Annotated in this window: 22 protein-coding genes, 5 tRNA genes and 1 pseudogene; 26 read left to right on the forward strand and 2 right to left on the reverse strand. The window is 65.3% G+C overall.

Annotation, left to right across the window (positions count from 1 at the left end; genetic code table 11):
• The first annotated feature begins 33 nt into the window (after positions 1–33).
• From ACSDHM_RS05645 to ACSDHM_RS05735, 19 genes and pseudogenes are all read left to right on the forward strand, one after another.
• Positions 34–2,433, forward strand: a pseudogene (locus ACSDHM_RS05645) (DNA internalization-related competence protein ComEC/Rec2).
• Positions 2,434–2,436: 3 nt separating this feature from the next.
• The gene (locus tag ACSDHM_RS05650) at positions 2,437–3,099 is read left to right on the forward strand and encodes a MotA/TolQ/ExbB proton channel family protein (RefSeq protein ID WP_061478482.1); all 663 of its coding nucleotides are present in this window, start codon (positions 2,437–2,439) and stop codon (positions 3,097–3,099) included.
• Between the two features lie 3 nt (positions 3,100–3,102).
• A complete protein-coding gene (locus ACSDHM_RS05655; RefSeq protein ID WP_005415977.1) occupies positions 3,103–3,525 on the forward strand; it encodes an ExbD/TolR family protein in 423 nt (140 codons plus the stop codon).
• Entirely contained in the window at positions 3,522–5,270 is a 1,749-nt protein-coding gene (gene msbA, locus ACSDHM_RS05660) for a lipid A export permease/ATP-binding protein MsbA (RefSeq protein ID WP_049438204.1), read from the forward strand. Before ACSDHM_RS05655 ends, msbA begins: the two co-directional genes overlap by 4 nt.
• On the forward strand, positions 5,270–6,289 hold the full coding sequence (lpxK, locus tag ACSDHM_RS05665; RefSeq protein ID WP_072166738.1) for a tetraacyldisaccharide 4'-kinase: 1,020 nt from the start codon (positions 5,270–5,272) through the stop codon (positions 6,287–6,289). Before msbA ends, lpxK begins: the two co-directional genes overlap by 1 nt.
• A 75-nt stretch (positions 6,290–6,364) precedes the next feature.
• Positions 6,365–7,138: a 3-deoxy-manno-octulosonate cytidylyltransferase gene (kdsB, locus tag ACSDHM_RS05670; protein ID WP_088497722.1), complete on the forward strand. Its 774-nt coding sequence runs from the start codon at positions 6,365–6,367 to the stop codon at positions 7,136–7,138.
• A complete protein-coding gene (locus ACSDHM_RS05675) occupies positions 7,135–7,623 on the forward strand; it encodes a low molecular weight protein-tyrosine-phosphatase (RefSeq protein ID WP_053500514.1) in 489 nt (162 codons plus the stop codon). Before kdsB ends, ACSDHM_RS05675 begins: the two co-directional genes overlap by 4 nt.
• Entirely contained in the window at positions 7,620–9,032 is a 1,413-nt protein-coding gene (locus ACSDHM_RS05680) for a hypothetical protein (RefSeq protein WP_053500512.1), read from the forward strand. The genes ACSDHM_RS05675 and ACSDHM_RS05680 overlap by 4 nt, the downstream gene beginning before the upstream one ends.
• Positions 9,029–10,873: an excinuclease ABC subunit UvrC gene (gene uvrC, locus ACSDHM_RS05685; protein ID WP_088497723.1), complete on the forward strand. Its 1,845-nt coding sequence runs from the start codon at positions 9,029–9,031 to the stop codon at positions 10,871–10,873. The genes ACSDHM_RS05680 and uvrC overlap by 4 nt, the downstream gene beginning before the upstream one ends.
• 18 nt (positions 10,874–10,891) lie before the next feature.
• Positions 10,892–11,518 (forward strand): CDP-diacylglycerol--glycerol-3-phosphate 3-phosphatidyltransferase, encoded by a 627-nt coding sequence (gene pgsA, locus ACSDHM_RS05690; RefSeq protein WP_005412825.1) that lies wholly within the window; start codon positions 10,892–10,894, stop codon positions 11,516–11,518.
• 235 nt (positions 11,519–11,753) lie between these two features.
• Positions 11,754–11,829, forward strand: a tRNA-Gly gene (locus ACSDHM_RS05695).
• Positions 11,830–12,056: 227 nt separating this feature from the next.
• A complete protein-coding gene (locus ACSDHM_RS05700) occupies positions 12,057–13,163 on the forward strand; it encodes an NAD(P)/FAD-dependent oxidoreductase (RefSeq protein ID WP_439426723.1) in 1,107 nt (368 codons plus the stop codon).
• Between the two features lie 155 nt (positions 13,164–13,318).
• A complete protein-coding gene (locus ACSDHM_RS05705; RefSeq protein WP_053501247.1) occupies positions 13,319–13,636 on the forward strand; it encodes a helix-turn-helix domain-containing protein in 318 nt (105 codons plus the stop codon).
• Complete coding sequence (locus ACSDHM_RS05710; protein WP_088497726.1) at positions 13,629–14,912, forward strand: type II toxin-antitoxin system HipA family toxin; 1,284 nt, start codon at positions 13,629–13,631, stop codon at positions 14,910–14,912. Before ACSDHM_RS05705 ends, ACSDHM_RS05710 begins: the two co-directional genes overlap by 8 nt.
• A 114-nt stretch (positions 14,913–15,026) precedes the next feature.
• Positions 15,027–15,102: transfer RNA gene (locus tag ACSDHM_RS05715), tRNA-Gly, on the forward strand.
• Between the two features lie 605 nt (positions 15,103–15,707).
• A complete protein-coding gene (locus tag ACSDHM_RS05720; protein ID WP_439426724.1) occupies positions 15,708–17,171 on the forward strand; it encodes an efflux transporter outer membrane subunit in 1,464 nt (487 codons plus the stop codon).
• Positions 17,168–18,307 carry an ABC transporter permease gene (locus ACSDHM_RS05725; protein ID WP_439426725.1) on the forward strand — a complete coding sequence of 380 codons (1,140 nt, stop codon included), beginning with the start codon at positions 17,168–17,170 and terminating at the stop codon, positions 18,305–18,307. Before ACSDHM_RS05720 ends, ACSDHM_RS05725 begins: the two co-directional genes overlap by 4 nt.
• Before the next feature lie 10 nt (positions 18,308–18,317).
• Positions 18,318–19,046 carry an ABC transporter ATP-binding protein gene (locus ACSDHM_RS05730; protein WP_329846507.1) on the forward strand — a complete coding sequence of 243 codons (729 nt, stop codon included), beginning with the start codon at positions 18,318–18,320 and terminating at the stop codon, positions 19,044–19,046.
• On the forward strand, positions 19,043–19,963 hold the full coding sequence (locus tag ACSDHM_RS05735) for an HlyD family secretion protein (protein ID WP_439426726.1): 921 nt from the start codon (positions 19,043–19,045) through the stop codon (positions 19,961–19,963). Before ACSDHM_RS05730 ends, ACSDHM_RS05735 begins: the two co-directional genes overlap by 4 nt.
• Positions 19,964–19,967: 4 nt before the next feature.
• Here ACSDHM_RS05735 and ACSDHM_RS05740 read toward each other — a convergent pair whose 3' ends face one another.
• The gene (locus ACSDHM_RS05740; protein WP_088497731.1) at positions 19,968–20,417 is read right to left on the reverse strand and encodes a hypothetical protein; all 450 of its coding nucleotides are present in this window, start codon (positions 20,415–20,417) and stop codon (positions 19,968–19,970) included.
• A 131-nt stretch (positions 20,418–20,548) separates the two neighbouring features.
• On the opposite strand from ACSDHM_RS05740, the gene ACSDHM_RS05745 reads away from it, so the two are divergent.
• The 7 genes from ACSDHM_RS05745 to ACSDHM_RS05775 all read left to right on the forward strand — a co-directional run bounded on the left by ACSDHM_RS05745 (position 20,549) and on the right by ACSDHM_RS05775 (position 25,091).
• A tRNA-Gly gene (locus ACSDHM_RS05745) sits at positions 20,549–20,624 on the forward strand.
• Between the two features lie 142 nt (positions 20,625–20,766).
• Positions 20,767–20,842, forward strand: a tRNA-Gly gene (locus tag ACSDHM_RS05750).
• Positions 20,843–20,908: 66 nt separating this feature from the next.
• Positions 20,909–20,982: transfer RNA gene (locus tag ACSDHM_RS05755), tRNA-Cys, on the forward strand.
• 382 nt (positions 20,983–21,364) lie between these two features.
• A complete protein-coding gene (locus ACSDHM_RS05760; protein ID WP_439426727.1) occupies positions 21,365–22,069 on the forward strand; it encodes a hypothetical protein in 705 nt (234 codons plus the stop codon).
• Positions 22,070–22,475: 406 nt separating this feature from the next.
• A complete protein-coding gene (locus tag ACSDHM_RS05765) occupies positions 22,476–23,051 on the forward strand; it encodes a hypothetical protein (RefSeq protein ID WP_439426728.1) in 576 nt (191 codons plus the stop codon).
• A 137-nt stretch (positions 23,052–23,188) separates the two neighbouring features.
• Positions 23,189–24,304 (forward strand): tyrosine-type recombinase/integrase, encoded by a 1,116-nt coding sequence (locus ACSDHM_RS05770; protein WP_439426729.1) that lies wholly within the window; start codon positions 23,189–23,191, stop codon positions 24,302–24,304.
• A 115-nt stretch (positions 24,305–24,419) separates the two neighbouring features.
• Positions 24,420–25,091: a hypothetical protein gene (locus ACSDHM_RS05775; RefSeq protein WP_439426730.1), complete on the forward strand. Its 672-nt coding sequence runs from the start codon at positions 24,420–24,422 to the stop codon at positions 25,089–25,091.
• A 55-nt stretch (positions 25,092–25,146) separates the two neighbouring features.
• Here ACSDHM_RS05775 and ACSDHM_RS05780 read toward each other — a convergent pair whose 3' ends face one another.
• Positions 25,147–25,482, reverse strand: coding sequence for a hypothetical protein (locus ACSDHM_RS05780; protein ID WP_439426731.1), 336 nt, complete (start codon positions 25,480–25,482; stop codon positions 25,147–25,149).
• Between the last annotated feature and the right edge of the window lie 302 nt (positions 25,483–25,784).

The raw sequence follows: 25,784 nt of genomic DNA on the forward strand, positions 1-25,784 counted from the left end.
GCAACCTGCCGCCGGTAGCGGCAGGCTGGACCCATGGCCGTCGAGCGTTCCCCTTCTCCCTTGCTGGGCAGTGGCGCCGCTGCGGCGCTGGCACTGGGGGCGCTGGCCTGCGTGCAGCTGCCACAGCTGCCGCCGCTGTGGGGCTGCATGGTGATGATCGTGCTTGGCATGGCGGGGTGGGGCCTGCGTTGGCGGGGGCGCCTGCCCGCGGTCGTGCTGCTGGGCGCCGGATGGACGGCGATGCACGGGCACTGGGCAATGCAGGAACAGCTGCCGCCAGGCCAGCCAGCACGGGATGTGGTGGTCAGTGGACGGGTCATCGACCTGCCGGACCATGGAGCCGCGCACACCCGCTTCCTGCTGCAGGTCAGCGAGAGCAGCGAACTGCCATCGCTGCGCGGCAAGCGCCTGCAGGTCACGTGGAACGATGCCTGGCGTGCCGCTGATGGCACCGACGCCGGGCGTGGGCGCCATCAGGTCCTGGCCGGCGCGCAGTGGCATCTGGCCCTGCGCGTGCGGGCGCCGCGTTCGCGGATCAATCCCGGTGGTTTCGACGGTGAACGCCATGCGCTGCTGCGCGGCGTGTCCGGCAACGGCACGGTGCGGACGCCGGCCAGCGCGTGCGAGCTTCAAGCCGCGCATGGCCTGCCGGCATGGCGTGAACGCACCAGCGCCGCCATCGCCGTGCAGGTGGCCCATCCAGCTGCGCGCTTCGTGCAGGCGCTTGCCCTGGGCGATACGCGTGGCCTGTCCGACGCCGATTGGGATCAGTTGCGGGCGCTGGGCCTGACCCATCTGGTGGCCATTTCCGGGTTCCATGTCGGGGTGGTGGCGGGACTGGGGGCGTTGCTGTGCCGAGGGCTGTGGTGGCTGTGTCCGCTGCTGGCCCGGCATTGGCCACGCCCCCAGGCGGCGGCCTGCGCTGCGGCCCTGTCCGCAGCGGGCTATGCGGTGCTGGCTGGCGGTGAATTGCCGACCGTGCGCACCGCACTGATGATCGGGCTGGTGGCGCTGGCGCGTAGCGGGCGGCGCCCACTGGGTCTCGTGCAGGGGCTTGCCCTGGCGGCGCTGGCGCTGCTGCTGCCGGCGCCCCTGTCAGTGCTGTCCGCGGGCTTCTGGCTCAGCTTCGGCGGCGTCCTGTGGCTGGTCTGGTGCCTGCCGCAGTGACGTCCGCGTGGGGTGGTCGCCAACCTGCGCGGGTTCCTGGCCGCACAAGGGGTGGCCAGCGTCGGCCTGTTGCCGCTGGGCATCGCCTTGTTCGGTGGCACCGCCTGGCTGGGGCCGCTGGTGAACCTCCCGGTCATCCCGTGGTGGACATTGCTGGTGGTGCCCTTGTCACTGCTGGGCACCGCCCTGCAGGTGCTGCATGACGGCGCCGGGTGCTGGGCGTGGCGTGCAGCGGCGTGGTTGTTCGAAACCAGCTGGCAGGCCCTGCAGCCACTGGCGGCGCATCCACAGGCGATGTGGTGGTTGGCCGAGGCACCGGCCTGGGCAGTGCCGGCGGCGCTGCTGGGCGTGTTCTGGTGGCTGCTGCCACGTGGTGCCGGGGGCGGGCTGGCTGGCCTCCTGCTGTGCCTGCCGCTGCTGTGGCCATTGCGCGAGCGGCCGGCCGAGGGGGAGCTGGAACTGCTGGTACACGACGTCGGGCAGGGCACGGCGGTGTTGCTGCGCACCGCGCGGCATGCGCTCTGGTACGACGTGGGACCGCCGATCGGGGGTGAGGGCAGTGAGCGGGTCCTGGTTCCGTCATTGCGCGCGCTGGGGCAGGCACGGCCCGACCGCGTGCTGATCAGTCACGACGATCTCGATCATGCCGGCAACCTGCCGAGCCTGCGCCTTCAGTTGCCGGAGCTGCCCCTGTTGGCGCCGCCGGGCAGCGCGATCGCCGGGGCCGGGCGCTGCCAGCGCGGCCTGCGCTGGCGCTGGGACGGCGTCGACTTCCAGGTGCTGCACCCCGATGCCGGCAGCCAGCGGGCTGGAAACGAGGACAGCTGCGTGCTGCGCGTGGCCAGCGCGCATGGTGGGGTCCTGTTGCCCGGGGACATCGGCCGCCCGGCCGAACAGGCGCTGCTGCGGGCGTCTCCGGCGGCGCTGAAGGCGGATGTGGTGCTGGTGCCGCACCATGGCAGCGGCGGCAGCTCCAGCGCGCCCTGGGTGGCGGCGGTGTCAGCCCGGCTGGCGCTGGTTTCGGCAGGGCACCAGAACCGCTTCGGCCACCCGCGCCGGGACGTGGTCCGGCGCTGGCAGGCGCAGGGAGCCGAGGTGGTGTCCACTGCGGAGTCCGGGGCGATCCGCGTATGGCTTGGCGCACAAGGGCTGCAGCTGCGTGAACAGCGTATCCATGCATCCCGGTGGTGGGATGCCGCTGGGCGGGCGCGGTCGGCTGTTATCCTATCGCCGATCAAACAAGCGGCCGTTGGGCCGGAGGGTTGAAACGTGTGGGAACTGGTCAAGGCCGGTGGCTGGCCGATGGTGCCGCTGCTGCTGTTGGGCGTACTGGCTTTGGCGATCATCCTGGAGCGTTTCTGGTCCCTGCGGCGGACTGAAGTGCTGCCGCCCGGCCTCGGCCAGGAAGTGCGCAACTGGGCCGCACGCGGCAAGCTTGACCCGGCGCACCTGCAGACCCTGCGTGCCAACTCGCCGCTGGGGGCATTGCTGGCGGCCGCGCTGGAAGCCCGCAATCGTCCGCGCGACCAGATCCGCGAGCGCATCGAGGACACCGGCCGCCACCTGGTGCACCGCATGGAACGTTTCCTCAACGCGCTGGGCACCATTGCCTCGGCCGGCCCGCTGCTGGGCCTGCTGGGCACCGTGATCGGCATGATCCAGATGTTCCTGGGCATCCTCGACCATGGGGTGGGCGACGTGAACCAGCTGGCCGGCGGTATCGGCAAGGCGCTGGTGTGCACCGCCACGGGCATGATCGTGGCCATTCCGGCACTGATGTTCCATCGCTACTTCAAGGGCCGCATCCACGGCTACGTGGTGGAAATGGAGCAGGAAGCCAGTGCCCTGCTGGACACACTCGACGGTCGCCCCGGGGTGATGAACCCGGTCGCGCCGGCGCGACCGGCCAACGCCGCTGCGGCGAAGGCCTGATCGATGCGTATCGGCAATGACCGCTCCCAGGATGAACCGCATATCGATCTGGTCCCGCTGATCGACGTCATCCTGGTGCTGATCATCTTCTTCGTGGTCACCACCACTTTCGATGCGCGCTCGACGCTGCAGGTGCAGCTGCCTACCGCCAGCCAGCAGCCCAACAACGAGCCGCCGCGTTCGCTCAGCGTGCTGATCAACGCCGAAGGCCGTTATTTCATCAATGACCAGGAAGTGCTGCGCAGCGACGTCGAGTCGGTCAAGCAGACCATCGCGTCCGTGGCCGGCAGTGACCGCAGCCAGCCCGTACTGCTGCGCGCCGACGCACGCACTCCCTACCAGGCCGTGGTGACTGCGCAGGACGCGCTCGGTCAACTCGGTTTCCGTCGTATCGCCATTGCAACTGCGCCAGAGGTGCGTCCATGAGTTCCCATCACGCGCCGGTGTGGCCGATCTACAAACGTCTGCTGGGCTACACCCGCACCTACTGGGTGTTCATGGTGGGCGCGGTCATCGCCATGGTGGTCGAGGCCCTGGCCGGCTACCACTTCACCAAGCTGATGGAGCCGCTGGTCAACGAAGGTTTCGTCGACCCGCAGCCGCGCGCGGCCGTGGTGCTGCCGCTCACCATCCTCGGCCTGTTCCTGATGCGCAGCGTGGCCACCTGGGTCAGTGACTACACGCTGGCCAAGACCGGTCGCAGCGTGGTCCGCGACCTGCGCGAGCAGGTGCTGCAGAAGTACCTGCACCTGCCGTCGTCGCACTTCGATACCGAAGCGACGCCGGTGATGGTCAGCCGCCTGAACTTCGATACCGAGCAGGTCACCCAGGCCAGTGCCGACGCGCTGAAGACCGTGGTGGCCGATACCCTCACCATCGTCGCGATGCTGGCGGTGATGCTGCAGATGAGTGTCAAGGTCACGCTGGCGATGCTGCTCGTGGTGCCGCTGATCGGTGGCATCGTGTCCTACGTGGGCAAGCGCTACCGGCGCATCAGCCGTGGCATCCAGGACGGCATGGGCACCATGGCGCAGACTGCCGAGCAGTCGCTGGCCGCGCAGCAGGAAGTGAAGGTGCACGGCACCCAGCAACATGAGATCTCGCGCTACTCGCGCCTGGCCAACCGCATGCTGGCGCTGAACATGAAGGTCGAGGTCACCCGCGCCGCCGCCTCCAGCGTGGTGCAGTTCCTGGCCGCACTGGCGCTGGCGGTGATCGTCTGGGTGTCGACCCGCGAAGCCCTGGCCGGCCGGCTCAATGCCGGCCAGTTCATGGGCCTGATGACATCGATGATGGCCATCATTCCATCGCTGCGCCGCCTGACCAGCGTACAGACCTCGATTTCGCGCGGTGTGTCCGCTGCCGAGCGCCTGTTCGGCATCCTCGACATGCCAGTGGAGCGCGACCAGGGGCAGCGACGCGTGCAGCGCGTGCGGGGCGAACTGGCGTTCGACCACGTCATGCTGCGTTACCGCGAGGACAGCGGCATCGCCCTGGACGACATCAGCTTCGTTGCCAGGCCAGGCACGGTGACGGCCATTGTCGGCCGTTCCGGCAGTGGCAAGACCAGCCTGATCCGGCTGGTGCCACGCTTCTACGAGCCCAGCGGCGGTGTCATCACCCTCGACGGCGTGGCACTGGACGACTACCCGCTGGCCGACCTGCGCCGGCAGGTGGCAATGGTCGGGCAGAAGGTCATGCTGTTCGATGACACCATCGCTGCCAACATCGCCTATGGCATGGAAGCGACCGACGAGCAGATCCGCGCGGCGGCCGAAGCCGCCAACGCGTGGGAGTTCATCGCACGCATGCCGCAGCAGCTGCAGACCCCGGTGGGCGAGAACGGCGCGCTGCTGTCCGGTGGCCAGCGCCAGCGCCTGGCCATTGCCCGCGCGATCCTGCGCGACGCCCCGATCCTGATCCTCGACGAAGCCACTGCGGCGCTGGACAACGAATCCGAGCGCCTGGTGCAGGACGCGCTGCAGCGCCTGATGCCCGAACGCACCACGCTGGTCATCGCGCACCGGCTGTCGACCATCGAGCATGCCGACCAGGTACTGGTCATGGATCATGGCCGCATCGTTGAACGCGGCACGCACAAGGAGCTGCTCGAACTGGGCGGTCTGTACCAGCATCTGCACAGCATGCAGTTCCGCGAAAGGCAGGACTGATGGCCGGCAAGGGCACCCAGACCCCGCCGTACTGGTATGACGGCACCCCGGTTCCGTGGGCGATGCGCCTGCTGGCGCCGCTGTACGCAGGTGTCACCGCGCTGCGCCGGCGCGCCTATCGCCGTGGCTGGCGCAAGCGCCATTCGCTGCCGGTGCCGGTCATCGTGGTCGGCAATATCACGGCTGGCGGTACCGGCAAGACGCCGCTGACCATTGCGCTGGTCGAACGCCTGCGTGCGGCCGGCTGGAAGCCGGGCGTGGCCAGCCGCGGCTATGGTCGCGAAGACGCCGACAAGCCGCTGTGGGTGCAGGCCGATACGCCAACCGCGAAGGGCGGTGACGAACCGGTGCTGATCGCCTGGAAGACCGGCGTACCGGTGCGCGTGGACAGTGATCGGGTTGCTGCGGGCAAGGCGCTGATCGAGGCCGGCTGCGATGTGATCGTCTGCGACGACGGTTTGCAGCACTACCGGCTGGCGCGCGACATCGAGATCGAAGTGGTCGATGCCCAGCGTCGCTATGGCAATGGCCGGATGATTCCGGCCGGGCCGTTGCGCGAGCCGGTCAGCCGCGCCAGCGAGTGCGATTTCCGCGTGGTCAACCTCGGCCAGGCCGATGAGGAAACCGCGGCACAGGCCTGTGGCTTCGGCCAGTGGCCAATGGCCCTGCACATCGACAGTGCGCAGCCGCTGGCCGGTGGCCGCGCGCGCCCGCTGGCGTACTTCAAGGGCCAGCGCGTGCACGCGGTGGCCGGCATCGCCCATCCACAGCGCTTCTTCGACATGCTGCGCGCGCGCGGGATCGGCGTGGTGCCGCATGCATTCGCCGACCACCAGGCCTACCAGCCGCAGGACTTGTCCTTCGGCAGCCAGCTGCCGGTACTGATGACCGAAAAGGATGCGGTGAAATGCCGGGCGTTCGGCAACGACTGGCACTACGCGGTTCCGCTGCGCGCCGAGTTGCCCGCCGCGTTCTGGGTGGCGCTGACCGATCGCCTGGACAAGCTGCGACCGAACTGAGCGGCGCCGCGGCGCTTGCATTCACGCGCCGCTGGCCGCATTCCCGTTGTAACGAGCCTGCCGAGAACCGCCCGCATGACCGAATTCGTCGTCGCCATTCCGGCCCGCTTTGCCGCCTCGCGGCTGCCGGGCAAGCCGTTGCGCCCGCTGGGCGGTGAGCCGCTGGTGCTGCATGTGGCGCGCCGCGCGCTGCAGGCCGGTGCCCGCGAGGTCTGGGTGGCGACCGACGACCCACGCATTTCCGATGCACTGTCCGGGTTGGCCGAGGTGAAGGTGGCGATGACCGCGACCACGCATGCCTCGGGCACCGATCGCCTGGCCGAGTGCGCACGCATTGCCGGCTGGGCCGATGACACGGTGGTGGTCAACCTGCAGGGCGACGAACCGTTCGCGCCGGCGACCGGCATCCGCGCGGTGGCAGATGCGTTGGTCGCTGGCACTGCGCCGATGTCGACTCTTGCCACGACCGTCGAGGACGCACACACCCTGTTCGACCCGAACGTCGTGAAGCTGGTGCGCAACGTGCGCAACGAGGCGATGTACTTCAGCCGCGCGCCGATCGCCTGGCACCGCGACGGCTTCGCACGCAGCCGCGACACGCTGCCGGACGGCCACGACTGGCTGCGCCACATCGGCATCTATGGCTATCGCGCCGGCTTCCTGCAGCAGTTCGCGGCGATGCCGCCGGGCCAGCTGGAGCAGGTCGAATCGCTGGAGCAGCTGCGCGTGCTGGAAGCGGGCTACCCGATCAGCGTGGCGATCTCGCCCGAGCCGTTCCCGCCGGGCATCGATACGCCCGAGGACCTGGAGCGCGCCGAGGGGCTGCTGCAGGCGATGGCCGCGCGATGAGGCTGCTGGTCGTCTGCCTCGGCAACATCTGCCGTTCGCCGATGGCCGAAGGGGCGCTGCGCGCACGCCTGGATGCCTCGCCGCTGGCCGGGCGGGTGCAGGTCGATTCGGCCGGTACGGGCGACTGGCACGTGGGCGAGCCGCCGGACCGCCGCGCGATCGCCTGCGCGGCCGGACACGGCGTGGACATTGGCGGCCTGCGCGCACGTCAGCTGCAGGCGGTGGATTTCGACCGTTTCGACTGGATCCTGTGTGCCGACGAGACCAACCTGCGTGATGCCGGGCGCCTGGCGTCGGCGACCCAGCGTGAACGGCTGGCGTTGTACCTGCCCTGGTCCGGCGGGCAGGGGCGGGTAGCCATCCCTGACCCCTACACCGGCGGCAGCGATCATTTCGAACAGGTCTGGTCGCTGGTCGACGATGCTGCAAAACGTGCGGTGGCACGACTGTTGCATGACGCCGACTCCGGCATAATCAGGTCATGAACGTCCAGCCCGTCCCGGACCTGCCCGAATTCGCCACCTGGCTCAATGCCACCCCCTGCACCCTGACCGAACTGCGCGGCCGGCCGGTCGCGCTGCTGTTCGTCAATGCGGCCTCCGCCTGGAGTGCGCAACGCCTGGCCGAGTTCGGTCAATGGATGTCGCGCCACCCGGGCAAGCTGCAGCCGCTGGTGCTGCAGGTGCCGCGTTTTGATTTCGAACGCGATGCCACGGCCGCACTGAAGCTGCTGCGCCGTCAGGGCCTGAGCATGCCCGTGCTGCTCGATGCCGACTGGGATGGCTGGCGCCGCTTCGGCGTTACCGCCTGGCCGACGATGGTGCTGCTGGACGCGCAGGGCCGCGAACAGCAACGGCTGGTCGGGCAGGGCGCGCCCGGTGAACTGGAGCGCGCCTTGAACGCGCTGTGCCAGGGTGCACCTTCGGCGCCGCCGCGTGGCGGCAGCGAACTGCATCCGGAACCGCGCCAGGCCCTGCGCTTCCCGCAGGGCCTGGCGGTCAGCACCGAACGCCTGTACATCGCCGACAGCGGCCATCACCGCATTCTCGAATGCAGCCATGGCGGCCGCATCCTGCGCCAGTTTGGCCTCGGCACCGCCGATTTCATGGACGGCAACCTCGCCGAAGCGGCATTCCACCGCCCGCAGGCGTTGGTGCTGGAGCGCGATTCGCTGTACGTCGCCGACACCGGCAACCACGCGGTGCGCCGTATCAACCTGCTGACCGGCATCGTCGACACGTTGTGCGGCAACGGGCGACCCGGTGCGCCGGTGGAAGGCCCGGTCGCGCAGGCGCGGCAGGTCTCGCTGGACCATCCGGTTGGCCTGGCCATCGCCGACAATCAGCTGCACATCGCGATGGCCGGCGACAACCGCATCTGGAGCTATCACCTGGGTCAGCGCAGCCTGCAATGGCGCGCCGGCAGTGGTTCCATCGACGAGCGTGATGGCAGTGGCCATCTGGCTGCCTTCGCGCAACCGACCGCGCTGGCCGTGGTGCAGCAGGTGCTGTACGTCGCCGATGCGTTGGGATCCTCGATCCGTGCACTGCAACTGCGTGGTGACCTGGTGCAGACACTGGTCGGGCAGGGGCCGTGGCGCTTCGGCAGTGAAGACGGCCCGCGCGCGCAGGCCAGCCTGCAGTTCCCGCAGGCGATCGCACTGGGCGCGGACGCCCCGCTGCTGTGGATCGCCGACACCGGCAACGGTCGCCTGCGCACGCTGCGCCTGGGCGGCGGTGAACTGACCACCCAGCCGCTGCCGCGCCGCCTGCACGGCCCGGCTGGCCTGGCCGTGGGCGCAGGTGCGGTGTGGATCGCCGAGACCGACGCCCATGCCGTGCTGCGATTCGACCCCGACAGCGGCGTGCTCAGCGAAGTCCCGATCAGCGAATGACCGACGTTCCCGCCCCGGCCTTCGACGGCAAGGCCTTCGCGGCCCAGCTCAGCACTGCCCCCGGCGTGTACCGCATGTACGCGGCCGACGACACCCTGCTGTACGTGGGCAAGGCGCGCGCGCTGCGCAACCGCGTCGGCAGCTATTTCAACGGCAGCCCGAAGAACGCGCGGATCATGTCGATGATCTCGCAGATCACGCGCATGGACGTGACCGTGACGCGCTCGGAAGCCGAGGCGTTGCTGCTGGAGAATCAGCTGATCAAGTCGCTGTCGCCGCGCTACAACGTCTCGCTGCGCGACGACAAGACCTACCCGCATGTGCTGCTGACCCGCGAGGACTGGCCGCGCATCGCCCTGCATCGTGGCCCGCGCGCCATTCCCGGCCGCTATTTCGGGCCGTATCCGGGCGTGACCGCAGTGCGCGAAACGCTGAACCTGATGCACAAGCTGTTCAAGCTGCGCAGTTGCGAGGACAGCGTGTTCCGCAACCGCTCGCGGCCGTGCCTGCAATACCAGATCGGCCGCTGCAGCGCGCCCTGCGTGGAGCTGGTGCCGGCGCCGGACTACGCCGAGTCGGTGCGCCGCGCTGCGCTGTTCCTGGAAGGCAAGAGCGACGAACTGACCCGCGAGCTGGGCGAGCAGATGCAGGCCGCCAGCGAGGCGCTGGAGTTCGAGCAGGCCGCGCGCCTGCGCGACCTGATCTCCTCGCTGCGCAGCATGCAGACCCGCCAGTACGTGGACGGCCGCGCCGCCGACCTGGACGTGCTGGCGGTGGCCATGCAGGGTTCGCAGGCCTGCGTGCTGCTGCTGGCCTTCCGCGATGGCCGCAACCTCGGCACCCGCCCATTCTTCCCGCGCACCAACGGCGAGGAGAGTCCGGAGGAAGTGCTGGCCGCGTTCGTCTCGCAGTACTACATCGAATTCGAGCCGCCGCGCGAGATCCTGCTGGACCGCGAAATTCCCGACGCCGACCTGCTGGTCGCCGCGCTCTCGGCCTCGGCCGAGCGCAAGGTGCAGCTGAAGTGGAACGTGCGCGGTGAACGCGCCGGCTATGTGGAGCTGGCCAGCCGCAACGCGCAGCTGACCCTGGCCACCGAGCTCAACAGCCGCAACGCACAGCACGCACGCAGCGACGCACTGCGCGAGATGCTGGGCTTGGCCGAGCCGGTCAAGCGGGTCGAGTGTTTCGATATCAGCCACACCTTGGGCGAGGCTACCGTGGCCTCGTGCGTGGTGTTCGATGCGGCCGGCCCGGTGCGTGCGCAGTACCGCCGCTTCAACATCAGCGGCATCGAGCCGGGCGACGACTACGCCGCGATGCGCCAGGCCATCGACCGCCGCTTCCGCCGCGCGGTGGAAGAGCAGGGCGTGCTGCCGGACGTGCTGCTGATCGACGGTGGCGCCGGCCAGCTGGCGCAGGCGCAGGCCGCACTGGCCGACCTGGGCGTGGAAGGCGTGCTGCTGGTGGGCGTGGCCAAGGGCGTGGAGCGCCGCGCCGGCCACGAAGCGCTGGTGATGCCCGATGGCCGCGAGCTGCGCCCGGGCGCGGCCAACCCGGCGCTGCAGTTCATCCAGCAGGTGCGCGACGAGGCGCATCGCTTCGCCATCACCGGCCACCGTGGGCGCCGCCAGAAGGCACGGATGACCAGCAAGCTGGAGGATATCCCCGGCATCGGGCCGCGCCGCCGCGCCAGCCTGCTCAAGCATTTCGGCGGCCTGGTGGGCCTGAAAGCCGCTGGTGAAGCGGAAATCGCCAAGGTGGAAGGCATCAATGACGCCCTCGCGGCACGTATCTACGCTAACCTGCACGGGTTGGCCACGCCCGATGCGGCCGAGTAGAGAGAGAAGCACGCAAGCATGAAGTTGACCCTGCCCACCTGGCTGACGTTGTTGCGGATCGTGATGATCCCGGTGCTGGTGCTGGTGTTCTACCTGCCCTACACCTGGACCAACTTCGCTTCGGCGGCGATCTTCGGCCTGGCCGCGATCACCGACTGGCTCGACGGCTGGATCGCACGCCGTTACCAGCTGGAGTCGGCCTTCGGCGCGTTCCTCGACCCGGTTGCGGACAAGCTGATGGTGGCAGTAGCGCTGTTCCTGATCGTGCAGGGCCATCCGACGCCGTGGATGGCATTCTGGGCGGCGGTGATCGTCGGCCGCGAGATCGCGGTATCGGCGCTGCGCGAATGGATGGCCGAGCTGGGCCAGCGCGCCAAGGTGCGCGTGGCGATGATCGGCAAGATCAAGACCACCGCGCAGATGGTCGCGCTGCTGTGCCTGCTGTATTCGGTGGCACCGAACGTGCCGGTGGAAGACATCTGGATGGGCTGGCCGGTGTTCCACATCGGCGACTGGACCCTGGCGATTGCCGCCGTGCTGACCCTGTGGTCGGGCCTGCAGTACCTGCACGCGGCCTGGCCGAGCCTGCGCGATGACGAGCGTGCCGCGCGCGAGCGTGCACGGCAGAAGAAGCTGGGCAACTGAGCCCGGGGTCGTATCCCTTTCCGAAGGAAAGGGCTCTGACCCCATTGATGCGCCCATCCACGCATGGCGTGGATCTACTGGAAATGCTGCATCCACGAAGGATGCGAATCTATCGGTTTGCGGGGATGCTGTAGTAGATCCACGCCATGCGTGGATACGCGGTGCAAGGCGCCTCGCAGGCCTCGAAAAAACCGCTTGACGCCATTCCCAGAACAGGTAGAATTTCGCCTCCCAAGCGGGAATAGCTCAGTTGGTAGAGCGCAACCTTGCCAAGGTTGAGGTCGCGAGTTCGAGTCTCGTTTCCCGCTCCAGATTCAAGAAAAACGCTCCCGGAAGGGGGCGTTTTTCGTTCTGCGGTCGTCCCGCCGGCAATCAGTCTTCGTCCTGCGCCGATGCACGCGAACGCATGCCGGTGATGTCTGAAATCCGCCATCCCTCGCCAACAGTCCACCGCTTCATCCCCACTTCACCCACACCCCATCGCCCTACCATCCGCGCTGGCGAACCTGCATCTCCGATTCTCCACGGCGATGCAGCCATGCCCCAAACTCCCTCCGCCTACGACCACGATGTGGTCATCGTCGGCGCCAGCTTCGCCGGTGCCGCCTGCGCGTTGGCTGCTGCTCAATACGGCTTGCGCGTCTGCGTGCTGGAACGCAAGACCGACCCCGGCGAGCGCCTGCACACCACCGGCATGATGGTGAAGGAAGCGGTGGAGCAGACCTGGCTGGGGCGCATGCCCGAACATCTGGTGCAGCGGGTCGCCAACGTGCGCCTCTATGCGCCGAACCTGCGCAGCGTATTGCTGGCCGCACCGGGCTATTACTTCCTCACCACCGATACGCCGAACGTGATGCGCTGGCTGGCCAGCGAACTGCGCGCGAACGGTGTCGACCTGCGCCTGCAGCAGTCCTTCACCGAAGCTCGCCGCTGTGGTGACGGCTGGCAGGTCGAAGGGACAGGGCGCTGCGCCTATCTGGTCGGCGCAGATGGCGCACGCTCACGCGTTGCCCAGCGCACCGGGCTTGGCCAGGTGCGTGACAACCTCTACGGCGTCGAGCGTGAGTTCGCCGGCCTGCAGGTGACAGAGGGCGACGCGTTGCATTGCTTCGTCAGCAAGCGCTTTGCACCGGGCTACATCGGCTGGGTCGCGCAGAATCCGACCGGCCTGCAGGTCGGGCTGGCCCTGCGTCATGATCCGCGACAGGCGCGGCCGCTGGATATTGATGGTTTCCTTGAGCATGTGCGCGATGTGGTCGGCATCCCGCCATCTGCGCGTCCCTCGGCCACCCGCGCTGGCCTGGTGCCCTGCGGCCGACCGGATGGGCCGATCACCGGCCAACGCGTGATCCTGACCGGCGACGCGGCGGGCATCGTCTCGCCGCTCTCCGCAGGGGGCATCCACTCCTCGTGGCGGCACGGCTGGGCGGTCGGCGAGGCGATGGCCCGCCATCTGCGTGGGCAGGGGCCGGAAGCGGAACGGGTGGCGCGGCAGGTGGCGCCGGCATTCCATGGCAAGCGCCTGCTGCGCTGGGCGATGGATCATCTGCAGGCCGAATGGCCGTTCAACGCACTGCTGCACACGGCGACCACGCGGCGCATTGCCGAGCAGGTCTACTTCCACCGCCGCGGCCTGCGCACGTGACGTGCGCTTTGCCAATGTAATTCCAGAATTCTGTATTTATATAACTGAATTCCCAAATAAAACACAGAATTCGGGAATTAAATCAATTGAATGGAATTGGGATTAATTCTATTATTTTGGGTGTTAAACGGCATAGAGAGGGGATGATACGCGCTATGTTGGATTTAAGCTTCAGCAAGCCCAGCGAGGTCGTCAAGCGACTCTGCGGGCGCTTGCGCACAGAGCGCATGGCGTTGGGCATGACACAGTCGGATCTGGCCGGGCGTGCCGGCATTGGTACCAACACCGTGTCCAACCTGGAGGCCGGGCGCAATGTTGGCTTCGAGGCGGTGGTCCGCGTGGCGATGGTCCTTGGTCGGATCAACGAGCTCGAAGGCCTGTTCCAGCCAAAGTTGGACAGCATCGAAGACATTCGGCGCTACGAAGAGGCTGCGAACCGCCTCCGGACGAAGAGGAAGCCCCGTAATGCCTGAACAGGTGAAGGTCTTCTACGAAGGGTGGGGAGAGCGATGGCACTGGGGAACGCTGATCTCCAGCATCGCCCTGACCGGTCGGCCGCTGATCGCGTTCGAGTACAGCAACGAGGCCCGGCGAAGGGGACTGGAACTGTCTTCGTACAAGCTGCCGCTGGCCGGCCCTCCGTTGCGGCGGGATTTTCCGGACCATCAGCTGCAACTGCCCGGGCCTGTGTATGACGCGTTGCCAGACGGCTGGGGCATGCTGCTGATGGACCGCATGTTCAGGCGCCGCGGAATCAACGCTGCACGCATTGGCCCGCTCCAGCGGCTGGCCTATATCGGTGGCAACGCGATGGGGGCCATGACGTTTGAGCCCGTGGCGCCCGAAGGTGAGGCGCCGAAGGTCCATATACCGCTCGAGCAGCTTTCCGCGGAAGTGCAGCAGGTGCTCCACGGAGAAGGTGGTGAATTCCTGCAGACCTTGCTGCTGGTGGGTGGTTCGCCCCAAGGTGCAAGGCCCAAGGCCCTGGTCTATCGCGATCCGCGATCGGGCGCGTTCACCACGGCCGTCACGCCCGGCTTCGAAGCCTGGTTGATCAAGTTCCCGGCCAGAGAAGAGCATGCCGAGGTGTGCGCCATCGAAATGGTCTACGCCGAGTGCCTGCGCAGGTGTGGCATCGAGACCCCGGACACGCAGTACTTCAGCCTGCCCAACGGGCTGGCCGCGTTCGCCAGCAAGCGCTTTGATCGCCACGATGGGTTGCGTGTGCCGATGCAGAGTCTTGCTGCATTCACGGGCGCCAACTACCAGACGGCGGGGTCGCTGGACTATGTCAACTTCCTGCGCGCGACCCGGTTGTGCACCAATGACGTGCGGCAAATGGCCGTGGCCTTCGAACGTGCGGTCTTCAACGTTGCGTTCAACAACCGGGACGATCATCCGAAAAACTTTGCCTACATCATGTCGCCGGATGGGCAATGGCGTTTGGCTCCGGCCTACGACGTGACCTTCTGCGAAGGACCCAACGGATATCACCAGATGGACGTCATGGGGGAGGCACTGGAGATTTCCCGTGCTGACCTGCTTCGCCTTGCCGAAGAGGCAGAAGTGCAGCACGCGGACGCCAGTCTGGCGATTGGCAGCATTTGCGACGTGGCCAGCCAATTCACGGAAATCGCCAACAGCATGTACTCAAACGCTATTGCCCAAGACACCTTGATCATGATCCAGGGGCGCATCAACGAGAACGTAGCTCTGTTGCGGGAAGTCCGGCGTGGCCTGCGGACCTGAGGGCCGGGTCCAAGGGCCTGAACGCCGCCCCACAATGCGGCCGAAAATTCCTGTTGACGCCGTGCAGCAATATCGACACAATAGCGCTCCTTCGACGCAGGTCGAACGAAATCTGCGGGAATAGCTCAGTTGGTAGAGCGCAACCTTGCCAAGGTTGAGGTCGCGAGTTCGAGTCTCGTTTCCCGCTCCAGATTCAAGAAGAACGCTCCCGAAAGGGAGCGTTTTTCGTTTGTCACACCGGTTGCACCACCACCGCGCCAGCGTGCCTTGCCGGGCAGGGCGCTGCACCAGGTCCGGGCATTCTGCCGGTCGAAACCGGGGCAGCGGTTGTCCTGCGGGATGTAGACGTAGGGAACGTCATCCTCGTAGGTGAAGTGGTAGTAGTAGGTGCGGTCCTTCCCATACAACCAGTAGTTCGACGAGCCGTCGTTGATCGCATACGGCTCGAAGGTGAGGATCGAGGATTCGGCGGGAATGAAGTTGCTGCGCTCCATCAGTAGCAGCAGGGCGTTCGAGACCAGTGGGGTGGTCAGGACGAGCACGATCACACCGACAGTCGCTGTCGTGATCGAGCCAATCAGCAGCCAACGGCGAGGGTGTTTCACGGTCGTGCAGCATCGAAGCAAGGAATTACCGCAATGTGCAATACGCCGTGAAAGTCGTCCAGTGTTCCGTGCGGGGAACGCATTGAAAGCGTAGTGAAAGTCTGGGTCGGCGTTGCCTGAACCGCACGCGTGCTGTGACCTTTTTCGGACGATTTCTCCATGTTCGCTCCACAATCGCACGGTAGCCTTCATGCTCCTTCTACACGTTGGCGGGCTGGTGGTCAGGCGTATCACTCCAGTGGCAGTGCCCAGGACCGGGCGCGGACTCTTCCTGCAGGCAGTGCTGCGCCCGGGCACGCTGCTGACCAGCCTGGCGCTGGCAGGTTGCATGTCGGTGCCGGCTCCGGACCTGCCTGACCGCACACCCAGCACCTGGACCCAGGTGCCGCAGGGGCAGGGTGTGGCGGTGGACGCCAGGCAGTGGTGGAAGGTGCTGGCCGACCCGGCGCTGGACGGCCTGGTCGAGCAGGCCATCGCAGGCAACCTTGATCTGCAGCAGGCCACGTTGCGCCTGCAGGCAGTGCGGATCGTCGCCGGCGCCTCGGATTCGCGCTTCCTGCCGGAAATCTCGGCCAGCGCCAAGCAGGTACAGGACGCCGCCGCGGTCGACACCTATTTCCATGCAGGCATCGAAGCGATCTGGGACCTGGGGCTGTTCGGCGCCGCCGAGAGCGCGCAGCTGAGCGCGCAGGCCTCGGCCGGCAATGCCGAGGCGTTGCGCAATGCCGCGCAGGTGGCGGTGATCGCCGACGTGGTGCGCAGTTATCTCGACCTGACCGTGGCCCAGGCCCAGCAGGACCTGCTGGCCCGACAACAGGCCGTGGACGACCGCGGCGAACAGCTGGCGCTGGTCCGTCAGCGGCTGCGCCTGGATGAGCCGGGCGAGCTGGAACGCCTGCGTGCACGCCAGGCCGCCACCCGTGCCGCCATCGCACAGGCTCGGGAAAACGCCGACAACGCGGCCCGCGCGCTGGCATTGCTGCTGGGCCGTGACGGCCCGGATCCGGCCTGGCGCGCGTATCGCACGCCGCCGACGCTGGGTGCGTTCACGCTGCAGCAGGTCCCTGCGGATCTGCTGCGCCACCGCCCGCAGATTTTGCTGGCCGAATCGGAGGTGATGCAGGCAGCGGCCAGCAAGGGTTCGGCGCGCGCAGCGATGTATCCACGGGTCAGCCTTGGCGGCTCCATCCTGTACGCGTACAACCTCACCCAGAACGCCCGCTCCAATTCCGACTCCAGCCCGTCGATCGGCCCGTACATCGATATTCCGCTGTGGGACTGGGGCCAGCGCCGCGCGCGGTTCCATGCCGACGAGAAGCAACTGGACGCCGCCTTGCTCGGCTACCGCAAGGCCGTGCTGGAAGGCGTTAGCGAAGTGGAAGGTGCACTGGGTAGCCTGGCGCGCCAGGACAGCAGCATCCAATCGCTGCGTGCGGCCAATGATGCCGCCAACCAGCAGGTCAAGCGGCAGGCGCGGCAGGTGCAGCTGGGCCTGTCCAGCGAGTTCGACAGGCTGGATACGCAGCGTGCCGCATTGGCCTCGCAGGCCGACCTGATCGGTGCGCAGGGCGCGCGCGTGCTGGCCTTTGCATCGCTGTACCGCGCCCTCGGCGGTGCCCCGCTGCCTGCCGAGGGTGAGGGCGAACCACAATGATCGCACTCGCGCGCAAGACCCTGGCCTATGAGTGGCGCCGGTTCCTGCCGGTGGTGGTGGCGATGTGTTTCGCCGGTGTGCTGTTGATCGTGCAGGCCGCACTGGTGCTGGGCATCTTCGGTACCGCCGCGATCTACGTGAAGGCGTCCTCGGCCGATATCTGGGCTGGTTTCCCCGGCACCCAGAGCGTCAATTACGGCCATGCGATCAGCGCGGATGTGGAAAGCCATCTGCGCATGGACCCGGATGTCACCCGCGTCGAGCCCTACGAGTGGGTCGATGGCGAATGGCGGTCCAGCGCGCAGGGCACCGGCAATGTGTCGGTGTACCTGTCCGGTATCTCCACCCGGGACGACGCGATGATGTTCGCGCGCATCCTCCCTGCCAACCTGCGCGCGCAGCTGCGCGAGCCGGGTGCGGTGATCGTCGACAGCGCCGATCTGGATACGCTGGGCGTGGACCTGCAGAACAACCGTGCCTGGATCAATGGCAAGGCGGTGCGCGTGGTCGCTGCACAACCGGGCCTGCGGGGCCTTGGTGGTGTCAACGTACTGGCCTCGCTGGACACCGCGCGCGCCATCGCCGGCACCGACCCACACGCGGGAAGCACCTATTTCGTGGCGGGCCTGCGCTCGCCGGACCTGGCCGACCGCGTGCGTGACCGCCTGGCCGCGTCGATGGGCCAGGCCGCACCGGTCGAGTTCTGGACCGCGCCGGCGTTCGCCAGCCGTTCGCAGCAATACTGGCTGTTCGACACCGGCGCCGGCATCGCGGTGCTGTTCATGGCCGTCATCGTCTGCTTCGTCGGCGCGGTGATCACCAACCAGTCGTTCGCCTCGGTAGTGGCAGGTTCGGTGCGCGAGTACGCCACGCTCAATGCGCTCGGTGCAGGCCGCTATGCGCTGGCACGGGTGGTGTTCGAGCAGGCATTGCTGATCGGTGGCGTAGGCATGCTGCTGGCGGCGGCGTTCAGCACGGTGGTGCTGCTGATCGCGCAGACCCAGCGCGTACCGGTGCAGCTGACGCCGATGGTGATCCTCGGCTGCGTGGCGCTGGTGGCGGTGATGGCCATGCTCTCCAGCATCATGGCGGTGCGCAGCGTCGTCCGCTCCGATCCATCGTTGCTGCTGCGTTGAGGACCGGCCGATGACTTCCACACGCGCCATCGCCCCGACCCTGCAGGCCGAAGCATTGGAAAAAGGCTTCATGTCCGGTGATGTGCAGGTGCCGGTGCTGCGTGGCCTGTCGCTGGACATCTATCCCGGCGAGCTGACCCTGGTATCCGGCCCGTCCGGCTGCGGCAAGAGCACGCTGCTGTCGCTGCTGTCCGGCCTGGCCGCACCCGATGGCGGTCGCGTGCATGCGCTGGGCCAGGACGTGGGCCACATGACCCGCAGTGAAGTGGAGCGTTTCCGCCTGCACCATGTCGGCTTCGTGTTCCAGGGCTTCAACCTGTTCCCGGCACTGACTGCGTTGGAGCAGGTACAGCTGCCACTGGGCTACCGCGGCATGCGCAATCGCGAAAGCGAGCCGCTGGCCCGCATGGCTCTGGAAGAAGTCGGCCTCAGCCACCGCAGCCACATGCGCCCGGCGCAGCTGTCCGGTGGCGAGAAACAGCGCGTCGCTGTCGCCCGCGCGTTCGCCAAGTCGCCGACGTTGATCTTCGCAGACGAACCCACCAGCGCGCTGGACGCCGAGAACGGTCAGCGCGTGATCGACATCCTGCATCGCTACGCACGTGCGCAGGGCGCCACCGTGCTGTGCGTGAGCCACGATCCGCGCCTGATCCGGCATGCCGATCGGGTGATCGCCATGGAAGACGGCATGGTCCGTGACGACCGCCGCCAGAACGAAACCGTAGAGTCCGCCCCATGACCAAGACGTCGCATCTGCTTCCCCTCAGCCTGGCCCTGTCCGCGGCACTGCTGCTCGGCGCCTGTTCCAGGGAAGCGCCCACCGCCGCATCGGCCTCCTCAGGCAAGGCGGGTACTGCCGCCGCCGGCAAGGTCGCCGTGGCGCGGGGCATCATTGACGTCGAAGGTGGCCTGATCGCACTGGCACCGCCGGTGGATGGCTCGATCACTGCAGCGCCGGTGAAGGAAGGCGCCACGGTGAAGAAGGGGCAGCTGCTGCTGTCGCTGGATGGTGCCCTGCTGCAGCAGGAGGTGGCGATGGCCAGCGCCGATCTGGCCTTGGCCAATGATCGCCTGAAGGGCAGCCAGGCGCAGCTGCGCGAACTGGAGCGCAACGCCACCCGACTGTCCACGGGCGCCAGCGAAGGTGTGTCCTCGAACCAGCAGGCCGATGCGGCCAAACAGCAGCTGGCCGGTGTGCGTGCCGATGTCGACGTGGCCGGTGCGCAGGTCGACCTGGCGCAGCACAAGCTGGAGCACGCGAAGCTGAGACTGCAGCAGATGTCGTTGAGCGCGCCGGAAGACGGCACCGTGGTCGGCCAGGTGCCGGGCGTCGGCGCCTTCGTGCAGGCGGGCAAGCCGGCGATCTCGTTGTTGCCGGCGCGCCCGCTGCAGGTGCGCGCCGAACTCAGCGCCGCCTACGCCGATGCCGTGCAGGTGGGCATGAAGGCTACTGTCGTGCCGGATAGTGATGGCGCGGAGAACACGGGCACGCTGCCGCCTGCACGCGTGGTGCGCATCAGTCCGGTGTTCGCGCAGGCACGCCTGCCTGAAGATGCAGGGCGTGGCGTGGCCAAAGTGGTGGAGTGCGTGCTGGAGTTCGATGGGCAAGCCAAGGCGCGCTTCGGCCAGCACGTGCGGGTGGAGTTCCGGAAGTAGGTCTCTAGCGCTGCGGCGGGGGAGTCTGTGGTGACCCGCGCCGGCAGAGCGCCCGCCACGCGCTCACCGCCGACACCACGCACAGCGCCAGCAGCAATCCCACGTCCAGCAGCAGCAACCACAGCAGGTGCATGCCTTGTACCGGAGGCTGGTGCATCGCCGACAGCATCCACGGTATCGACCAGACCAGCAGCAGGGCGAAGGCGATCAGCAGGCGCAGCCACAGTCGTTTCAGTCGCCACGGCCGCACGATCAACGCGGCCACCACCAGTTCAACCGTTCCCAGCAACGCGAACACGATGACCGTGCTGGTCGGGTAGGGCAGCTGGGCGCCTTCCAGGCGATGCAGCAGCCAGTAGTCTGGGGTAAAGCCAGCATTGACAAGTGCGGCGATCAGCGCCAACCAGGTCAGCGCGACCAGCAACCAGAACAGGCGGACGTAGCGTCTCGGCATCGGCGGTGTCCGTGCTTGGGCGGGGCAGCGTACCCCAACCCGGACGCTCGTGACCGCATGATGTGAAGACTGTTGACGGCGTGAAGGAATTTGGACACAATAGCGCTCCTTCGACGCAGGTCGAAGAATCTGCGGGAATAGCTCAGTTGGTAGAGCGCAACCTTGCCAAGGTTGAGGTCGCGAGTTCGAGTCTCGTTTCCCGCTCCAGATTCTACAGGGCCCCGGTAGGGGCCTTGTTTTTCTCCCGCCCCGGCAAGGCGGGGCACGTTGGGCCACAAGGCTTTACGCGCAGTCAGAAAGGTGAAATCGCTGGCGTGTTTTCCGGATTTCCGGTAACATGTCGGCTTACGCGGGAATAGCTCAGTTGGTAGAGCGCAACCTTGCCAAGGTTGAGGTCGCGAGTTCGAGTCTCGTTTCCCGCTCCATGTTCCGACAGGCCCCATCTTGGGGTTTTGTCTTGTCAGGGCTAGGTTCCTGGCGCGCAGTACGTTGGCCTCATGGCAGAGTGGCTATGCACCGGATTGCAAATCCGTTTACAGCGGTTCGATTCCGCTTGAGGCCTCCAAATAAACCCTTGATTCGTCAAGGGTTTTTCTTTGCCTGGCGTTCGGCGGAAGGTGTGGAAATCGCCTGATTTGGGCATGAAATCATTGGTCTGCCACCCATTCTCGGGTGGCGAACTCGCGTCAACATGTGTCGAGTGCGTTTACGTGAGTTCTGTTCGGCCTAGCGTTTGCCGAGGATGGTAGGTGGCCGATGTCGTTGGGCCACACGGGGGATGCCGATCCGTGGCCGGGGCCGCAACGCAATTTGTGGAACATGCATACAACAGATGGGGGTCACAGCCTCCGTTGTGCTTTTGTTCAGTCTTTGCTAGAACTATCTTTCGTTGTTGGTGTCGTACAATCGCGTTCTAAGTCTATGCGGCACACAGGAGCGGTAACGGAATGTCTAAAAGTCTGGATGGATTTCAGGTTGCGTTGTTCTTCAGCCAAGGTAACTCATACAGTGCTGAGGACGTCTGTGAAGCCGCGACTGGCTCGTTGCCCGATACCACTGAGCGTCAGAAAGCCACTGGTGTGACCATTGCAACGGTGACTGAAGGTTCCTTGCAGATTCGTTTTGTCTTAAATGCAATTCGCTGCGATATTCACTTCATCGTGCAGCCCAGACCGGGTGACGACATGCCCTTTTCGAGCACCATGAGCTACCGAGAAGTCTCGGAAATGGCTCAACCTGTGGTGGTGAAAGCAGCTAATTACTTGTCGAAGTTGCAGAGAGTCGGTCTAGTTGTCGCTAGGGTTGAACGATGCGCTTCTCCAGCCGCGGCATTAAATGCTTTGAAAAATTCATTGCCTTTCACCTTTGATGTTCCGCCATCATCGGAAGATGTATCTGTTCAATACAACATTCGTCGCGAAGTCGTTTCTGGTAATCATCGGTTGGAGCTAAACCAGCTTCACAATAAATCGATTGGTACTGCCCAGATGATTCAGGTTGGGCCCGATGGAGCCAATGTGAAAACGTGGGCTGCCTTCCGCGAATCGCTGGATGTAAATACTACCGGGATTGGGCCTGAATTGGATGGAGGACGGCTTTCCGCAGCCGTCAATGCCATTTTCAAGACAATGGACGCAGCGATGGTGAAGTGATGAGCGCGACTCCTGAGCGACAGTCGTTAGCAGTGTGGTTAACTGGAGTGTCAAGAACCCAAGAACGGGCCTCTCAAATTGTGGCTGTCGCGAACTGCGTTCTCCAGGCCATGAGTAGAGATCCTGAGGTCAACCAGCGATCTCTTGCGGTCGCAGCCGCCTTTTTGAGCTCATTGGAAAAGCGTGGGCTGGAGGTCGCGCCTGTGCCGTCTCGAGATGCAGACGGTGATGTTGTTTTTACTTGGTCCAATGGAGCATTGCGTGGCAGCGCGATGATTACACAGACCGGAATTTCGAGCATTGTCAGTGAGGGGCGCGATATTGCCTATCTGACAGAAGAAGTGCCTTTGACAGAGAAGGCTGTTGAAGACTCGTCGTTCATTGCAATGTTGGGAGTAGGTCAAGGATGGCACCCGAATCACCAAAGTTCATCTCTGACGTGGACACTGTCTGGCGACAAATATTTGAGCCCAGAATGCTCCAGGAAGCCGTTAACGTCATCGGCGTGGCATACCCATCTCAGTTCATTTTCCAGGAAAAAGACGGCCGACGAGTTGAGTCAGTCGTCTGGAAGGAAGAGTCTACTGTTGAAGCATGTCACAAGCTCGGAGTAGAGAAGGCTGCGCGAGATGCTGCTGCGAAAAAGCTCAAGAGGCCAGATATTGCGGATGACGAAGTTCCTCGTTACGTAGGATTCTTCCCCGCCCAGGTGGGGCGTCTGAGGGGAACCATGCAAGAGGACGACTACTTCTGCGAGCCGGGTGTTTTTGAGGTGGAACACGAGCCTGAGAATGATGTGTTTGCTCATTCCCACGTAGTCTTGTTGGATGGCTTCGTGGAGATAATGAGGGCGAGGATGGTGCCTAGGCTGGGCGAAAAAATGGCTTCCATTCTAGATTTGAAAAAGGCCAGGCAGCACGCGGTGAACATGATTACAACGGTGGTGGAGCGCGGGGGGTTGTGCAGAATGCCAGCGCCCTGAAGTTTCTCCTTCGGTGCTGACAGTCAACTTGGTTACTTCAACCCTGATTAGTGCGTACGATCATCGGGCTGGCTGCCGTTGCAAATCAAAAGCTGCCGTTAAGATGTGGGTGGCACCTTTACGTGAGTTGAGTAGGGATGGCAACCAAGCGTCGCCGGGGCGACTCCTGGCAGTACACGATCAAGCGGGCAAGACTCCTGCCCCAGCCGGTCTACCTGAGCTTTGCCTCGGAGGCGGAAGGCGACGAGTACGTACGTCGCCTTGAGGCGCTCCTCGACCGTGGAGTGGTGCCGGAGGAGCTGGCAAACACCAAGGCAGCAGCGAAGGATCTACGCAGCCAGGTCAGCGAGTATCGGAGCGCGCAGCACATCTCTGTTGATGACGAGCAGTTGCTGCCCGTCCTCCTCTCGCGGCTGCCAATCGGCATCACCTTGCCGCAGCTGACTTTTACGTGGGCGACCGAGTGGGTCACCGCCATGAAGCGTGAGCAGAACCTCGCGCCGTCGACTATTCGGCACTACGTTGGTGCCCTGTCGCGCGCCCTGGACTGGCTGGCTGCGCACGGCGCACTGCCAATGAATCCGCTGCGGCTTCTGCCCAGGGGCTATTCGACGTACACGGCTGACGACAAGGTAGCTGTGAAGCGTATCGACGGGGAAGCGAAAGCTGATCAGGAGCGTGATCGCCGTCTGGAGCTTGGTGAGGAAGAACGCATCCGCGAGATCCTGGCCGGCGCAAAACCGCCGGGGCGGCAGCGACCGCTCGACCTGCCGCAACGGGAGGCGCTGATACTGATGTTCGACATGGCGCTGGAAACAGCCATGCGCATGCGCGAGATCTACACGCTCGAGCGCAGCCAGCTCGATGTAGCGCAGCGCACGATCTTTCTGGACAAGACAAAGAACGGGAGCAAGCGTCAGGTACCTATGACCTCAGTTCTGCTGGCGAAGCTTGCCGCATATGAGGGTGACTACGATGGGCGGCTTTTCCCATTCTGGGCTGGCGAGCGTAGCCCGCTGGCCCTGCGGCGAGTATCGAGCAAGCTGTCGCGACAGTTTGAGCGTATCTTTGTTGCGGCCGGGTGCGCGGATCTTGGCTTCCACGATCTGCGCCACGAAGCGACGAGCCGACTGTACGAAAGGACCTCGCTGACGGACATCCAAATTGCGAAGATCACTGGGCATCGTGATCCGCGACAGTTGAAGCGCTACGCTAATCTTCGCGCCTCCGATCTGGCAGATCAGCTCTGGTAAAGCGCCGACAAGAGGTTCGCCAACATCAGGTCGCTTAGACAAGCGTCTAAGCGTTTAACTCAGTGCCGGGCGGAGCCACCGCCTAGAATGCGCAGAAATTTACCCGGGGGGGGGAATGAAGGTCCTCAAAGCTTTGGCCTATATCCTGACAGCCAGTATCGGTGTGGGCCTGGTCTGGTTGTCGGTTTGGCTGTACATGAATCGCGTTTTCGCAGATCCGACAGCATTGCCGCCTAAGGACGGTCTAGCCGCCCAGGCTGCCTGGGCGCAAGCCATTCTGTCGGTCTTCGCTGTGCTGGCTGCAGTCTGGGTGGCGCGGGTGCAAGCCAAGCAGAGTCAAAAACTCATTAGTGATGAATTGGCTCGCGTACGAGAGAAAGAAGCGCAAGAATCAGCCGAGAGGCAGAGCTTGGCATGCACGGCGCTTCTGAGCGTCTTCGATAAACTCACGCGTGTCATCGCGCTACTCTGCGAAGATGACTACGAAAAATGGGAGCAAGCCCTGATACTGCTGCGGTCCGGTTCTTCTCAAGCGACCAAGAATTTTCAGCGAGTTGCTCCGGTCCTCAACAGTACACCGAGTGGCGCCCTTCACTGCTTCAACATCGAGCAGTCGCTTCTGAGGTTCGAAAACGCTGTGACAGAGTACTTCCAGCCTTTGGTGACGCGGGATGTATTCGGTAGTCTCGTATTCGGGGAAATCACCGATCCTGGTGTCGCCAAGGAAGTGGCAGCAAGAATCCAGCACGATGAACAGGCACTCTTGAAGCATATTGGGAGGTTGTAGCGCCGAGCCGACTCTGCAGCAGATGTAAGCCCGGCAGGCTTCATTGGAGGTCTGCTTAGCGTTGCGATCGCTGCTGATCGGCCTGCTCGTAGGCGCGGAGGTCGGGCAGCTTGGTGCGACGCGACTTGCTTGCACGTCTTGTCGACCCAGGTGCGGGTGAGTTGGCTGCAGGCTGGGTGCCAATCGCCGACTTCTTTCGCTCAGCAGCTTGCCTGCGCCCTTCCGAGCGCAGGAAGTCGATCAGGTCCTCACGCAGCATGACCGTGTGTTTCTGGTTCAGCCGCACGGCTGGCACCTCGCCCTTGTCCACCAGGTCTTTCATCGCTTCCAGGCCGAGCCGCAGCATCCTTGCCGCGCCTTCCAGGCCCATGGTGTCGTCAATGTCGTCCACGACCTGCTGTCGCTTAGCGCTCAAGGGTTGCTCCTGTCATCTTCGCGGTAACGGGATGGGGACCAGTCACAGCTCTCGTCTGCAGGGATGTGGCCGAACATGCCACTGCAGCGTCGGCAGTGCACGCAGTCGCCGCAGGTCTTGCCCTCGGGCAGATCCATATCGTCGCCAGTGCGGCCATACGGCTTTCGCTCAGCCATGGGTGGGCTCCTTCTTGCACTGTTTGCACTGGGCACTGTGGGGCGCCCGAATAGAGAACCTGGTGCCGCGCACATGCTCCCCTGGGCGGAGCACGATGTGGC

It is taken from the genome of Stenotrophomonas sp. T8, assembly GCF_051853085.1.
Taxonomy (GTDB): Bacteria; Pseudomonadota; Gammaproteobacteria; order Xanthomonadales; family Xanthomonadaceae; genus Stenotrophomonas; species Stenotrophomonas sepilia.